The sequence below is a fragment of the Pseudoalteromonas sp. 1181_04 genome, from assembly GCF_052850545.1.
The window spans coordinates 50,104-66,342 of sequence record NZ_VXCS01000011.1; the positions used below are offsets into that span (position 1 = coordinate 50,104).

Annotated in this window: 10 protein-coding genes; 6 read left to right on the plus strand and 4 right to left on the minus strand. The window is 38.3% G+C overall.

Annotation, left to right across the window (positions count from 1 at the left end):
* Positions 1-89 precede the first annotated feature (89 nt).
* Positions 90-2,969 carry an insulinase family protein gene (locus FW757_RS10680; RefSeq protein WP_182730762.1) on the minus strand — a complete coding sequence of 960 codons (2,880 nt, stop codon included), beginning with the start codon at positions 2,967-2,969 and terminating at the stop codon, positions 90-92.
* Between the two features lie 154 nt (positions 2,970-3,123).
* Between FW757_RS10680 and FW757_RS10685 the strand changes: the two genes are divergently transcribed.
* Positions 3,124-3,543, plus strand: coding sequence for an MAPEG family protein (locus FW757_RS10685; RefSeq protein ID WP_182739512.1), 420 nt, complete (start codon positions 3,124-3,126; stop codon positions 3,541-3,543).
* 50 nt (positions 3,544-3,593) lie between these two features.
* Here FW757_RS10685 and FW757_RS10690 read toward each other — a convergent pair whose 3' ends face one another.
* The gene (locus FW757_RS10690; RefSeq protein ID WP_182739511.1) at positions 3,594-4,337 is read right to left on the minus strand and encodes a peptidylprolyl isomerase; all 744 of its coding nucleotides are present in this window, start codon (positions 4,335-4,337) and stop codon (positions 3,594-3,596) included.
* A gap of 263 nt (positions 4,338-4,600) precedes the next feature.
* Here FW757_RS10690 and FW757_RS10695 point away from each other — a divergent pair, with 263 nt between their 5' ends.
* Complete coding sequence (locus tag FW757_RS10695; RefSeq protein ID WP_145234351.1) at positions 4,601-4,798, plus strand: hypothetical protein; 198 nt, start codon at positions 4,601-4,603, stop codon at positions 4,796-4,798.
* A 77-nt stretch (positions 4,799-4,875) separates the two neighbouring features.
* Positions 4,876-6,510, plus strand: a complete 1,635-nt coding sequence (gene ushA, locus FW757_RS10700) for a bifunctional UDP-sugar hydrolase/5'-nucleotidase UshA (RefSeq protein ID WP_182783514.1) — start codon at positions 4,876-4,878, stop codon at positions 6,508-6,510.
* Positions 6,511-6,588: 78 nt separating this feature from the next.
* On the opposite strand, the gene FW757_RS10705 is transcribed toward ushA, so the two are convergent.
* Together FW757_RS10705 and FW757_RS10710 are read right to left on the minus strand one after the other, a co-directional pair.
* The gene (locus FW757_RS10705) at positions 6,589-7,536 is read right to left on the minus strand and encodes a hypothetical protein (RefSeq protein WP_182717579.1); all 948 of its coding nucleotides are present in this window, start codon (positions 7,534-7,536) and stop codon (positions 6,589-6,591) included.
* Complete coding sequence (locus FW757_RS10710) at positions 7,529-8,425, minus strand: PhnD/SsuA/transferrin family substrate-binding protein (protein WP_182794466.1); 897 nt, start codon at positions 8,423-8,425, stop codon at positions 7,529-7,531. Before FW757_RS10710 ends, FW757_RS10705 begins: the two co-directional genes overlap by 8 nt.
* 221 nt (positions 8,426-8,646) lie before the next feature.
* On the opposite strand from FW757_RS10710, the gene FW757_RS10715 reads away from it, so the two are divergent.
* The 3 genes from FW757_RS10715 (at position 8,647) to FW757_RS10725 (ending at position 16,182) form a co-directional block, all read left to right on the plus strand.
* A complete protein-coding gene (locus FW757_RS10715) occupies positions 8,647-9,510 on the plus strand; it encodes a S1/P1 nuclease (protein WP_182794467.1) in 864 nt (287 codons plus the stop codon).
* Between the two features lie 31 nt (positions 9,511-9,541).
* Complete coding sequence (locus FW757_RS10720) at positions 9,542-12,718, plus strand: TonB-dependent receptor (RefSeq protein ID WP_446441203.1); 3,177 nt, start codon at positions 9,542-9,544, stop codon at positions 12,716-12,718.
* A 275-nt stretch (positions 12,719-12,993) separates the two neighbouring features.
* Positions 12,994-16,182 (plus strand): TonB-dependent receptor, encoded by a 3,189-nt coding sequence (locus FW757_RS10725; RefSeq protein WP_182760768.1) that lies wholly within the window; start codon positions 12,994-12,996, stop codon positions 16,180-16,182.
* Positions 16,183-16,239 lie beyond the last annotated feature (57 nt).

Sequence of the window (16,239 nt, forward strand, 5' to 3'; positions counted from 1 at the left end):
GTAAATTATTTAAAAGATAATGATTCATAAAAAAAAGCCCAAGCAAATCGCTTGGGCTTTAATCTTTTTCAACGCTTCAATTAGCTAAATTACTTTTGCAATTTAATGCCATTAAAGTGCGCTTGTAAGTCTGTTACCAATGTTTGTTTTGGTAAATCTGCAAACGGTTTGTCGGCAAATTTGCTACCACGAAGCTGTACGTTTAAACGCGCAGCTTGTGGGTTTAACATAGTTTGCTGGTAGTAGTCTTTAATATCTGCAAGCGTGACTTTTTCAACTTCAGCGATTAACTTATCCTTTGAATCAAAATCAAAGTTTTCACGATACCAATCGCCAATCAGTGGGCCCATTTCATCGCTAAGATTTTTAGGCTGCTGTTTAAGCGACACTAATACGGCATTTTTAAGCTGCTCGAAGGTTTCTTCACTCATGTTATCAAGCTCTACTGCATATTGCATTTTGAACTCTTCAAAACGCGCTTGCATGGTTTTTACATCTTTTACTGGGGTTTGAATAAACAAGCCAATCGCTGAGTAATCTTCAATTGGCCGTGCTAAGCCACCAACCGCATATGCTAATTGCTCTTCAGTACGTAACTTGTCAAACGCGACGGTACTAAAGTGACCTTGTAAGACTTGCGCCTGCGCTTTTTGCTTATAGCCTGCAATCGGGTGTACGGTCATATCAATAATAGCAACATCAGCCACATCAATATCTTTTTGCAATACAATCGTTTCGCCTGGTTGCGGTAACCACGCTTTACTGCGCGCAAATTCAGTGCTTTTATGCGCCGCTGGTAAAACTGCCGTTAACTCTTTAGCTATCGCTTCAACATCTGATTGGTTATAGTTACCATAAGTGAACACGCGCATTTCGTTATTAGCAAAGGTATGCTGTTTAAGCTGCTCAAAATCTGCAATGGTTAATGCTTTTGCCGTATTGATCAGTGCATCGGTGTCAAAGCTGCCTGTTCGTATTAATTTAGAGTACTCACCAAATGCTTGATAATAAGGGAATTGTTTTTGGGCGTTTAATAAATCACGTTGGTAACGATCAAGCGCTTGAGCAAAACCTTGCTCAGTTACTTGCACATCAATATTTGTCAGTGCTTGCGCGAGTAAAACATTTTGTTTATCGGTAAAACCACTCATTGAAAGGATAAGTCCGTTACTTGCTTCAAGGCCAACACTCATACCTGCCACGGCAGCTTCGGTACTTAGCTTGCTTTGTTGTAAGTTAAATAAGTCAGACCATACTGAATAAAGTACTTTAGCTTTGATATCCGTCAGAGCATCTGGGGTATTTAAGTAAACTTCGACCAAACCTTTCGGTTGCTCGGCAAAGTTTTGACTCGCTTGACGCCATACTTTTACGCCATTTTTATCATATACCAGCTTAGGGTGTTTTTGCTCTGCAAATTGTGCTGTTTTAATCGCAAAACTCTCAGGTAATAAACGATTTACCGTAGGTAATGCTAAGGCAAACTGACTAGGCTTACTCCAGCTGGCAATTTCAGCATCACTGATATCTTCAATGCGGTATTTACCATCGTAAAAATGCAATTGTGAATCGGTTTCTTCTTGCTGTGAGGTATACCAAATACGCAGAGTATCAGCATTGAGTTGCGCAAGTACGTTGTTGATCGCAGCTGCATCAAACTTAGCATAATAGAAAGGCGCATTAATAACGTGGTTTAGTGGATAATCTTGCATGCTACCAGTTAAATTACTGACATAGCCAAATTCATCGCCTTTTTCTAAAAATTGAAATTCATTATTAAGTGAAGTGCGAATTTCATTAAAGTATTTACTATCTACACCTTCTTTTTTGATCAAATCAATATATTGCATTATTGTTGCAACGATCGTTTCACGGTTTTTCATGCCTTCGTCTGTTAATTGCACATTAACCGTCAGCGCACCGTAATTACCATATTGGGTTGGCGCTGCCCCGGCTGAAAGTTGTGAAACCCAGCCTTTATCACGCAAAATTTGCGCCGGGCTACCTTGCATTTCATTGCTTAATAAGTATGCTACAAAACGGTTAGGTTTAACGGCAAATTCATTGCTGTTATCAGTAATAGTAAAATCAAGTTGTAACTCTTTTACGTCTTCATTTGGCGCGTAGTGAACGCGTTTTCCACCTACGTTATCAAAATCTAGCTTTGTGGTAACAGTTGGTTTGTCGATCTTTTTATCTTCAATATCAGCGAAGTATTTTTGTGCTTTCGCTTCCATTTCCGCAAGTGGTAGATTGGAAATCATTGCTACTTTCATAATGTTAGAAGAGTAGTATTTATTATAAAAATCAACGGTTTCTTTATGTAAAGAGCTACCGTCTTTATCACCTAATGTTTCAAGATTACCGATTAAAAAACGATTAGCTGGATGATCGCCCATCATTTGTCGGGCAAGCTTAAACTGACCAAAAAAATCCATCTCGCGACGCATTGACCATTCGGCGTTTACTGCGTTTTTTTCTTTATCGGTGTATTCTGGGTAAAGCTTAGGGGATTTAAAAAAGTCAGCAAAACGATCCAATGCTTCATCGTAAGCATCGTTATTTACTTCAAACATGTAATTAGTAATATCTAACCATGTATAAGCATTGTGGGCGCCGCCGTTTTTAGTCATAAAATCAGAGTAACCCTTGGTATCTGGGTAACGATCTGTGCCTAAAAATAGCATGTGCTCTAAATAATGCGCCATTCCCTGCTGGCTAATTGGATCATGTAATAAACCAACACCCACACTCAATGAAGCTGCTGATTTTTCAGCAGTTGGATCCGACACTAAAATTACTTCAATCTCATTCGCAAGTTTAAGGGTTTTATATTGACGAGTATCGTTGGGACTTATTACCAGCGTATCTGAAAGTAATGACGTTTGCTGCTGTACCGCTGTGGTGGTAGTCCCGCAGCCACTTAATACTGCTAAAGCAATAGCGCTTAAAGTAATTATTTTTTTCATATTGAGAATGTGATCCATACTTATTTGTTGTTTGAATGATCGGTAAAATTCAAAAAGCTTGCAATCATTTTTCTAAATACTTTGTAACACATTGTGAATTATAAAGACAAACTGCTAGGCTTAAAGTTACGTTATTTATCAAATGAGACTCTTAATGGAAAAATATGTATTACTCGCGATGTTTTCTCAGGTACTACTCACTTTTACGGTAATGGTAGTCATGGGCCGCCGCCGTTTTAGTGCGGCGCGTAACAAAACGATTACTATGCAAGATTTTGCCACTATGCAATTAAATAATGCGGGTGATGATGTATATATTGCCGGTAGAAACTTTATTAATCAGTTTGAAATACCAGTGCTATTTTTTGTAGCCTGTTTAGCTGCTTTACAGCTCAATGCAGCGGGTTATGTATTTATTACTTTAGCCTGGGGTTTTGTGATTTCGCGCGTCATTCACAGTATTATTCATTTAGGCAGCAATAGCGTAAAACCTCGCTATTATAGCTTTTTGCTTGGCTGTTTACTGGTTTTAACTATGTGGGTGTTATTAGTAATGCGGGTATTTGCACTCTAAAGCGTTACGTTTGCTATCGGGACACATAACCCGATAGCAAGTATATACCTTTAAGCTGCGCGGCGGCGTTTAAAGCCAAGCAATAATAATGGTAGTAACCAGCTCATACTACCACTTGAGCTATCCCCATCATCAGGCTGAGTTGGAGTCGGATCGTCAATTAGCGTATTTTCTTTTGGAGATAAATTTACTGACGAATTTGGATCATCATCAAGTACCAGAACACTATTGATCGACACTAAATTAGCAATAGTCAACGTGGTATCTGCACTTGCACATTGGTCTTTAGTTAGATTAACTACCGGTATTTCACCGCAATGCACTAACGCAGAGATCTTATCAAGCACAGCATAACTATCTGCTGTAATCTGACCAAATACGGTAAAACCGCCATTTTGCTTATCTAAGTTTGCGCTATTATCTTTGAGATTAAAAAACCATTGACTTGTGGCACTATTCGCATTATTGCTTAATTTAGCCATGGCAATCGTGCCTTTTACATTCGATAATTCTGGCTCATTCACAACAGCTGGTGACGTTGTGATCGCTTTAAAATCATCGGTAAAAGTAAAGCCTCCACCTTGAATAATAAAATCCTTGATTGAACGGTGGATCACGGTTTGATTGTACGCATCACTTTGTATATAACTTAAAAAGTTCTCGACCGTTTTGGGGGTCTGTTGATCAAACAAATCAACCTTAATAGCACCTTGTGAAGTTTGCATTTCAACTACAGTTGCATGGCTTGCAAATGAGGTTGCGGTTAACAAACCGCATAGTAATAGTTTTTTCATTATTATATTTATCCTGAAGAATGTTGTGGTTATGTGAATTTAATGCAAATAGTAAAGAACTCTTGTGGAGATTACGATAGCAAAACGTACCTTTAAACAAATCAAACCGAATTGATTACATTTAAATTACATGTGGTTACAATGTGTTGTTATTCACTCACGTTATAAATAAATTTTGTTTAAAACGAAATCGTCTTAATAGCCGAGTTTATTTTGTTAGTATTATTTATAACAATAAAACACACACAACAGGATTAACAACTATGTCGTATGAAGAGCAACACATCTGTGATTTTGGTTTACACCAAGGAGAGGCGTACACTAAGTTACCGGCAAGCTTTTTAAACTGGATGGTGGGTAATAACCATGAAAAATCAGCATTAGCAGAACAAGAGTTACAGCGACGTCAATTAGCGGCAACTGGAAAGTTAAATTTCCAAGATGACATTAAAATAGAATAATTACGTTATTTTGCAATAAAACTAGTTTAAACTATGCGCTTAATAAATAGCACAACACTGACAACACGGGTCATATTATGCGCATATTACTTTCATTTTTCCTATTACTAAGCATTACTGCATGTAGTAATCATCAAACCTCCGTTCAACAAGCTGACACAGCAGATATTCACTATCTCACCATTTTACATACCAATGATAATCATGGCCGTTTTTGGCATAACGAAAAAGGTGAATACGGTATGGCTGCACGTAAAACCTTAATCGACCAGTTACGTGCTGATGCGCAGCAACAAGGTCACGCAGTGCTACTTCTATCTGGTGGTGATATAAATACAGGCATTCCAGAATCAGACCTGCAATTTGCAGAGCCTGATTTTAAAGGAATGTCATTAATTGGTTACGATGCGATGGCGATTGGTAATCATGAATTTGATAATCCACTGAGTGTTTTAAAACAACAGCAGCAGTGGGCAAATTTCCCGCTTCTTTCGGCTAATATAATTGATAAAAAAACCGGTAAAAATGCCTTCGAATCCTATAAGATTTTTAACAAACAGGGGCTGAAAATCGCCGTTATTGGTTTGACAACCACAGATACCGCTAAAATAGGCAACCCGCAGTATATCGGCGGCCTTGAATTTCAAGAGCCCGTTGCAGTAACCCAAGCTTTAGCCGAGAAAATCAAAGCACAATATCAACCGGATATCACGATTGCAGTAACTCATATGGGTCATTATGTTGATGCGAATTATGGTATAAATGCACCTGGCGATGTTACCCTTGCCCGCTCTTTACCAGCTCATACCCTTGATATGATCATCGGCGGTCACTCACAAGAACCTGTGTGCATGGCAAGCGAAAATAAAAATGACGATAACTTTAAACCCGGTATGACATGTAAACCAGACCAACAAAATGGTACGTGGATAATGCAAGCTCATGAATGGGGTAAATATGTCGGCAAAGCCGAGTTTAAACAAGAAAACGGCGTATTAACCTTATTAGATTATAAATTATTGCCAGTTAACTTATACGTTGATAAAACGCAAGCTGATGGTTCAATTAAGCCTGAGCTTGCCAACGAATACATCAAACCAGACGCTGCCTTAAAAACATTTTTAGCTGATTACCAAGCCAAAGGTGCAAAACAAATTGAAGGTGAAATTGGTTATGTTGATGCAAAGCTTGAGGGCGATCGCAATAAAGTTCGTTATCAACAAACCAACTTAGCGCGCGTTATTGTGCAAGCACAAATGAATGTTGTTGGCGCTGATTTTGGTATCATCAGTGGCGGTGGCGTACGTGATAGTATTGCTGCAGGTGCAGTTAGTTATAAAGATATTTTAAAAGTACACCCTTTTAAAAATCGCATCGCGTATGTTGATTGGCAAGGCCAAGAGCTTTGGGATTACCTTGAGACTGTAACTAGTTTCCCACCGGATTCTGGTGCTTATTTGCAATACCACAAATTAAGCTTCGAGCGTAACGATAATGCGCTGACTAAAGTGATGATCAACGGCAAAGTTCTGGATAAAAACAAAACCTATCGCATGAGCATTAATAGCTACAATGCATCTGGCGGTGACGGCTACCCGATACTGATAAATCATAAAGGATTTGTCAGCACTGACGAAACAGATGCACAGGCATTGAAACGCTTCTTTATTGAAAATAGTCCAGTCAAAGCCATTGAATTTGCTCCTAAATAATCAGAGCTTACCTCACACAGTTTAAGTATTAGCAGTGTGAGGTTTTTATTCTGAACTAACTTACTAACCAGGTTAAGGTTATTTGCCTATCACCTCTATATCATCTGCTTTGATATTCGATAAACCATAACTATGTAACCGTGACCGAGAGCCTTCACCATGTGCCTTAGGAGGGTAATATTTCTCCTTCAGCTGTGAGTGTTCAATAAGTACCTCATCCAATGCAGCCCTAATTTCACTCAAGGTTTTTTCTAGACTGTTAGTAAAATTAGGCCGTTTACGAATAGTATGGCCAAGTTGTGTTAATCGGTAAAAATACTTATTAGCAAGTTCAATTAACTCATCCGGCACATCTTTGTTTTGATTAAGTATCACGTCCGGATTCTCAACGCAAAACTCGATTAAAGCCAAGTAAAAACACAGTGGTTTGTTAGCTAAGCCAGCTTTTATCTCAGCGTTATCATTAATAGCCAAAACTTTGGCTTGCAAATCAATCACTAGTTTCACTTGCACATTAATCAGTGGAAGTTGCTCTACTTGTTCTTTTAATGCTAAGTGTTTCAGCGATGTTCGGTTAATAAGTTCAGCCCACTTAGAAAATAAAAAAGCCAATAATAACAATACCATAAAGGTATAAATATCGCTTATATGCCACCAACGCGTCTCAATTAAAAATGTAATCGCAACTTTTTGATCACTTGTTTCAAGATACTCTATCCGACTTTCGCGGCCATTATTTGTTAATGCCAGTGAGACATCATTGATGGTATTAACTTGAATTGGCTGTTGTATCAATTGCATATTCAAACGTTGTAGATAACCAACAATAGCATCATGATTACCCGAGTGTTTCAAAAAACGATTTGATAAGTCTAACCGAGGTAAATCTAGTGCAATTCGGTTTTCAATATCAGCCATTATTAAATCGTTATGTTGCGCCTGCTGCAGATAACTAGAGAGTTTAAACGTCAATAGCGCCGCACTAAAAATAAGCAGTGTCACGCCAAACAAGCGCTTATTATTCATCACGTTGCTCTCCTAAGAATTCAGCTTTACCCGCTGAACAATGCCAATATGGTTCAACATGATTAAAATAAGTCGACACTTGCTGCTTAGATAATTGGATTAATTGAGATTGGATAGCGCACAGCAAATCAGTGTTCTCATGCTGCATTTTAAAGTACCAACGTGTGCCTATTACATTATCGCTGATTGGAGTTATATAATTTTTAGAAAAATGCGCCTGATCTGCTTCCTTCCAAAAAGAGGCTATTAAATCAACCTGTCCATTGGCTAATAACTCCCTAAGCTCATTATGTGAACTGGCGTAAGTAATTTTTAAATTTTCAAGGTTGATCCCTAAATCTTTAAACTTTTGTTTAGGTAGTATATGCCCCGATCGGCTTGTAGGATAATCAAGTAAGCCAATCCGTTTCCCCAAAAAGTATTGCTTGTTAATTTTTGGCTTTTCTTTAGCTGAAATAAAAAACGCAGTATAACTTGGAAAGCCAACCACAGGCTGGTAGTTATAGGTCGATTCAGCTTTGAAGGCTGACATAATGTTGTTTTTTGCTAAAATTAAATCAGCAATACCTTTACCAATGAACTCAATGCTATCGGCAGTACGGTAACCCCATAAAGCGATCACTTCGCCATATTGTTTTGCTACAACGGGATCGTCACACAGGTTTTGTGTTAAAAAACGAGCAACCTTTTGCGACGAGGCATAGACAATTAATTGCAATTGGTTTTCTGTTGCCCTCGTCTGACAGCGACTAGATGTTTCAATTAAAGGCTTCAAGGTCCCCGTTGATGTAACCACACTCAGCTGGCCACTGAGCCAAACCAACAAAAAAAACAGTAACAAAACAGTAACAAAGAAGCTGTGTTGCAAAAGCAGCTGTTTAATTTTCAAAAGTTCAACAATCCAAAACGATTCATCCTCCTATTTGACCAATTTAAATTACTTATTACAACAAGTAATTTTACCCAAAACAGTTAAGCTTATGAATTGAAAGAACTATCAATGGGAAATTATGAATTTCTTTGAGTCCTTCCTATTTATCTCAAAATCAGGACAATTCGCGCCATAGAAGAGGCCGCTCTTGTCAAATAAGATCATTGAGGAAAACACAAATGTTACGCAAAATTACACATGGATTTAGTTATCTTTTAGTCGGCGCAGTACTTTTATCATCACAAAATGTATTGGCTTGGGGACAAAATGGCCACAGAATTGTCGGTAAAATTGCCGAAAATCACATAACAGACGCAACTAAAGCAGAGCTTAAAGAACTTTTAGAAGGGCAAAGCCTAGCGCAAATTGCTACTTGGGCTGATGAAATGCGCTCTGATCCGAGTCCTTTTTGGCAAAAAAAATCTTCTCGTTGGCATTACATTAACGCGCCAAGCAACTCATCTACATTTACTCACAGCCACGATGAAAATTTAAATAAAGATAATGTAAGCAACATTCTTGAAGGGATGTATTTTGCCATCGATACATTAAAAAACAAAAACAGCTCAATAGATGCAAAACGTTTTAGCTTACGCTTTCTTGTTCATTTAGTTGGCGATAGCCATCAGCCGTTTCATGCCGGACGTGCAGAAGACAGAGGTGGTAACCGTGTTAACGTTACCTTTTTTGGCCAGCCAACCAACCTGCACTCATTGTGGGACACTAAATTAATCGAAAATGAGAACCTATCATTCACTGAATTCGCGCAGTTTATTGATACTAATAATGCAGAAATAATTGCTGAGTACCTAGCCAGTTCACCAGAGCAATGGGTAACAGAGTCACACAATTTAGCTGACAAACTATACAAGCTAAATAATGACGAGATTGGCTTTAGCTACATTTACGAAAACACACCGATTATTAAAACTCGCTTACAACAAGCCGGTATTCGATTAGCAGGATTATTAAATACGTTATTTGATAGTTCAGCAAAACCGTTAGCAAAGGCACTTAAGATGTCAGCTAACACAAACAAGTAATAAACCTTAACTTTCCACGGGAATCAACAAAATGAATAAGCTTCGCCTTTCGAAATTAACTGGGGCTGTGATCCTAGCCTTAGGTGTTTCTACAAGCGTAATGGCAGCAGATACCTCATCCGCTATGCGTGGTAAAATTACTACACCTTCTGGCACTGCAGCTGCAAATGTGAAAATTAAAGTTATTCACCAACCAACTGGCACTGTAAGCGAATTAACAACCAATGAAAGCGGTACCTTTATTGCCAATGGTTTACGTGTTGGCGGCCCTTACACTGTGTTTATTGATTCAGACCAATTTACCGATACCATGCTTGAAAATATATATTTAGAACTGGGCGATACATATCGTCTTAATTCTCAGCTTCAAGCAGCTAACATCGAAAAAATTGAAGTATCAGGCTATAAAATTATTCAGCAATCTGGTGGTTCAAGCAGTACCTTTGGCGAAGATACAATCAATAACATGCCAAGCTTTAACCGTGACATTAAAGATATTGCCCGTCTAAATCCTTTAGCAAGTATCAATGGTAATGGCGAGTTAACTTTTGCGGGGAGCAACCCTCGTACTAACGGTCTAACTGTTGATGGTATCGGTCAAAACGATGACTTTGGTTTAAATTTTGGTGGCTACCCGACGTCTCAACCTCCTGTTTCACTTGACGCAATAGAGCAAGTTTCAGTTGACGTATCGCCTTTTTCAGCTTCTAAAGGTAACTTTGGCGGCGGTACAATAAACGCCGTAACGAAGTCTGGTACTAATGAATTCAAATTTTCAGGTTTCTATGAAACATCTACACCGGATATGGCCGGCGATGTTCAAACAATTAAAGAAGAAGATACTGATAAAGCCGGTTATAAAACTTATTCAACGAATAAAGTAAAACCGATTCAAACTGAACAACGTTTTGGTTTTAATGTCGGTGGCGCAGTTATTAAAGATGAACTATTTTACTTTGTAAACTACGCACAGTGGTCAAGTGAGCAGGATTTAGATTATGGCTTTAAGGATTCTGGTGCTGCAAATGAATTTAAAATAACAGAAGACAGCTACAATCGTTTTATTGCTATTTTAAATGACGAATATGGTTTAACCGATTCATTAGCAGGCGCGCCTGAAGACACCAACAAAAATTTATTAGTTAAACTTAGCTGGAATGCCAGTGATGAGCATCGCCTAGATTTCACATATCAATGGCAAGACGATCAAGCTGAGAAAAATGAGAGTAAAGGTGGAAATAGAGTAGTCTTAAAATCAAATACATATGCATATGTTACTAAGTTTAATAATTTTGCCACTAAACTTTATTCTGATTGGACTGAAGACTTTTCAACAGAGATTGGTATTGCCTATAAAGATGTGACCTCTGACAGTATTACTCGCTCAAACTTAGGTAGCATTACCGTAGAAGAAAATGGCAGAAAGGGCCCTAACTTTAATTTTGGTACTGATAGATATCGCCATGCGAACAAATCTGAAACTGAAAACTTAACACTGACACTTGATGCAACTTATCTAATGGACGAGCATGAAATTAACTTTGGTGCTCAATATGAGTCACTTCGTTTATATAACTTGTTTGCTGAAAACTCATTAGGTACATGGAAATTCACTAGTCTAGAAAATTTTGCTAACCGCGAAGTAAGTGCTTATGACTTCTCTTATCAAAATGCGTACACTAATAATTCAGCAGATACCGCCTATGATGTAACACGTAGTCAATTAGCTTTATATATTGAAGATACCTTTTACTTAAATGATGACTTAGAAGTGACAGCTGGCCTTCGCTATGAGCGCTTATCATCTGATGATAAACCGACTCTTAATGAAAGCTTTCTAAGCACCTATGGTTTTAGTAATCAAGAGAACCTTGATGGTTTAGATATTATTCTACCTCGCGTTGGCTTTAAATATTATGCAACTGAAGCATTAACTATTAACGGTGGAATTGGTCGTTTCCAAGGCGGTATTCCAAATGTCTGGTATAACAACTCATTTCAAAAAGATGGTATTACCCTCGTTTCTGCACCAAATAGTGTAATAAACGACTACTACCAAAATAACCCAGCAGATATCACTCAGGTCCCTGATGTTATTAAAAATTCGTTAGAGCAAGGGGCAGGAAGTACTGCTTACATTGATCCTGATTTCAAGTTACCTTCAAGTATTCGCGCTCAAGTTGGCTTTGAATATGAATTTGATTCTGAACTATTAGGTAATGGCTTTAAATGGCAGGCCGAAATTGCTTACCACAAAAAAGAAAATGAAGCTGTATGGCATAATACCTCTATCCGTCCTATCGGTTTAGCGGCTGACGGCGAGCGTGTAATTAATGAAACCATCTACAGTGGTGCATTGAAAGATAATGTTGATATTGCAATGACTAATTCAACCGACGATGGTCGCTCTATCATTATCTCTACTGGTATTGCTAAAGAATGGGATAACGGTTTATTTGTTTCTGCAAGTTATGCTCATCAAGATGTTACTGAGTCTTCTGTTGGATCAGCGTCGCAAGCCGAAGGTAACTATAAGCACAATATTACCGCTAATCGTAATCAAGATGTGGCAGCACGTGGCTTTTATGAAGTTGAGCATAGTTTCAAAATTAACTTAGGCTACAATGCTGAATTTATTGCCGGTTATGCGACTAAATTTAATATGTATTTTGAACGCCATTCTGGTCGTCCATTTAGTTATACAATGAATATGCATAAAGATGCTCACTTAGGTGACACAAGTTCTTTATTTAGTAGCAGTGCTTATTTGGCCTATATTCCAACGGGTGCTGATGATGCGAATGTCAATTGGGCTGATTCTGAAATGAATTGGGCACAATTAGCAGAGCGTTTAGATCGCGCAGGTATCTCTCAACGTGGCGGCATTATCGGTAAAAATACTGGAACGCAGCCTTGGGTTACCACCATGGACATCAGCATTAAACAAGAAATCCCTGGCTTTGCTAACGGCCATAGTGGCGAGCTATACCTTATGATTGATAATTTCGCTAACCTACTTAATAGCGATTGGGGTATAGAAAAAAGCTTGGGCTATTCAGACCAATCTATTTATGATTTTGGTGGTCTTGATGACCAAGGACGCTATATTATTGATAATAGCTTTGGTGGAGCTGATGTAAGAAACTATAGACAAATAACGAGCTCATCAACATGGCAAGCTAAGATTGGTATCAGCTACAAGTTCTAATTTTTAAAACTCTATGTAAAACCCGCTTTTAGCGGGTTTTTTTATGCATAAAGCACTGGGTTTCATACTTTTGTCATATTTAATGAGTAAATTGACCCATGGGTACTAAATTGCTCGAAAAACCGCAATTTTGTTCTAAACTACTTTTATTACAAATTTATGTGCAATGTAACTTATTTGTAATGAAATAATAGGGTACAATTTAGCTGCTTGGAAAATCCGAGTAAATTAATACCAAAACTAAAAAATATTACACCTTACACGGGAAATTAATAATGAAAATTCAACTACGCAAAACAGCACTTTCACTTGCTATCGCAGCTTGTGTTGGCGTAAGTGGCGCAGCGTTTGCAAATGAAACGACCTCTGCAATTAAAGGTCAGATCAAGGGACCTAATGGTAACCCTGCTGCAGGCACAAAAATTACTATCGTTCACGTTCCATCAGGTTCAACAAAAGAAACTGAAACAAACGATGCTGGTTACTTCACCGCGAAAGGTCTTCGTGTTGGCGGTCCTTACAGTGTTGTTGTTGATTCAGATGTATTTGCTGACCAATCATTTAATAACATCAACTTGCAAGTAGGTGCTGATTACCCAGTAAACGTAACGCTTGAACCACAATCGAGTATAGAACAAATTGTAGTCACTGGCCGTGCTATTAGCACAATGTCAGGTGGTACAGGTCCGGCTTCAACATTTACTCTTACGGACCTTGAAAACCAACCTGCAATTAACCGTGATCTAAGAGATATTATTCGAATCGACCCACGTGTTGCTATCGATGACAGCCGTGGCACAATCAACTGTGGTGGTGGTAACCCACGCTTTAACAGCTTAACGCTTGACGGCGTTCGTATGAACGATAACTTCGGTCTTAGCTCAAATGGTTACCCAACTGTTCGTGCACCTTTCTCTTTCGATTCAATCGAGCAAGTTGCGGTAGAGTTAGCGCCATTTGACGTTCAGTACGGTGGCTTCACATCATGTAACATTAATGCCGTTACCAAGTCTGGTGGTAACGAAATCCACGGTGGAGTTTTCTACGATTACACTAACGATTCGATGAAAGGCGACAAAATTGAAGGTGATAAAGTTGATAATGGCGATTTCAGCGAAAAGCGTTACGGCTTTAATGTTGGCTTACCATTAATTAACGATAAACTATTCTTGTTTACCTCTTATGAAAAACTTGAAGGTGTACAACAATTTAATTACTCATCGTTAGTTTCTTCTGATGAAATTGAGCAAATTAAACAAATTACTAAAGATGTATATGGCTATGATGCAGGCGCTACACCATCTAGTTCACCAGTTGAAGATGAAAAAATCTTAGTAAAACTAGATTGGAACATTAACGACAATCACCGTGCAAACCTTATCTATAACTATAACGATGGATTTACATTGTCACAATCAGATGCTGATGGTGATGAACTCGCTTTTGATAGCCATTTTTATGAGCAAGGCGCCGAGTTTACATCAATCGTTGCTTCTTTATACTCTGACTGGAATGATAACTTCTCTTCAGAAATCCGTTTAGGTAAATCAGAACTAGACGCACGAGTTGAATCTTTAGATGCAGCAAGTAGTTTCGGTGAGTTCCAAATCAGCACTGATAATGCAACTGTATACGTAGGCCCAGATGATTCTCGTCAATCAAATGACTTAAACTACGATACTACTACAGCTAAGTTTGCCGGTACTTACTACCTTAACCAACATACAATTACAGCTGGTTTTGAGTATGAAAAGCTAGAAGTATTTAACCAATTCGTACAACACACTGAAGGTGAGTGGCGTTTTGCATCAATTGATGCGTATAGAAATGGTATAGCTAATGCAGTTTATTATAATAACTCTGCAAGCACGAATAACCCTGATGATGCCGCAGCTAACTTTGCTTATTCACAAAATACATTTTATGTCCAAGATGAATACAGCTTCTCAGATATCGATGCTTCTCTAACATTTGGTCTTCGTTACGACAGCTATTCAAGTGATGATAAACCAACACTTAATCAGAACTTTACTAATCGCTATGGCTATAGCAACCAGTCAACTTTTGATGGTATTGATTTAATTCAACCGCGTGTTGGCTTTGAATGGTATGCAACTGATGCATTAGAAGTGCGTGCGGGGGTTGGCTTGTTCTCAGGCGGTAACCCAAATGTATGGCTATCTAACTCATACTCTAATGATGGTATTACCAATATTGGTACTTACATTAGCGATATCAGTAACTCTTATAAAGTTGGCTCTGGTGATGACGAAGTTACTCTAGTTGACTTATTTGATACGCCAAATGTAAATAGTGGCACTCCAGGTTATGAAGTTCCACAAGATATGTTTGATAAAGTTGCAAACACTGAAATTGGTTCTGGTGATGCAACTGCAAACGCAGTTGATCCTAACTTTGAAATCCCATCTGAGTGGAAGTACTCTTTAGGAGCAACTTACACAACTGAAAACGATTACGTGTTTGCTTTGGATTATTTGTATACCAAAAAACGTGATGCTGCTACGCTTGTAGATATTGCTTTACAAGATTCTGGTGATACTACTTTCGATGGACGCCCTATCTATGAAAGAAAGGAAGATCCATTAAACCCTGGTAAATATCGTAGTGGCGAACTATTACTAACTAATGTAAATGGTGACAGTGGTGATTCGTCGATCATATCCGCAGCAGTAAGTAAGTCATTCGATAGCGGTATCTCAGTACAATTCTCTTATGCTTATACTGATGCTAACGACGTAAATCCAATGACCAGCTCTGTTGCTAGTTCAAACTACGGTAACTTAGCAACAACTAACCCAGGAAATCCTGGAGTAGCTACATCAGATTACGAAATTCCACATCGCTTTACATTAAACCTTGCTTATAATCATGAGTTCTTCAATGGTTATAACACCCGCTTTAACCTATTTGGTGAAGCTTATAAAGGTTTACCATATAGCTTTACTTATAAGAGCAATAGAAACACAAATGCAGGTGATATCCAGTTTGGCGATAGAAACTCTAATGGCGCACGTCAATTGCTATATGTACCACTAGAAAACGATCCTAATGTTGTTTACAACATGAGCGCTGATGAAATTAACGAGTTTAACGACTTTATCGCTTCTGAAGGTTTGAAACGTGGTGAAATTTCTTCTCGAAATGCGCAAAACTCTGATTGGTTTGTTAAATTTAACTTCAAACTTACTCAAGAAATCCCAGGCTTTATGGACGGTCATAAAGGTGAAGCATTCTTCGTTATCGATAACTTAACTAATATGTTGAACGATGATTGGGGTGTATTGAAGAAAGGTTCTTTCGTTGGTAATAAAATGGTTGAAGTGAACGTCAATGACCAAGGTCAATACGTTTACTCAAACTTCAGTGCACGCAGTGCAGAGCAGTCAATACAACGCAATGCCTCTTTATGGGAAATGCGTGTAGGTGTTCGTTACACGTTCTAATTTGCTAAGGTAACTTACAAATTAAATTAATTTTAAAGCCCATCTTTTGATGGGCTT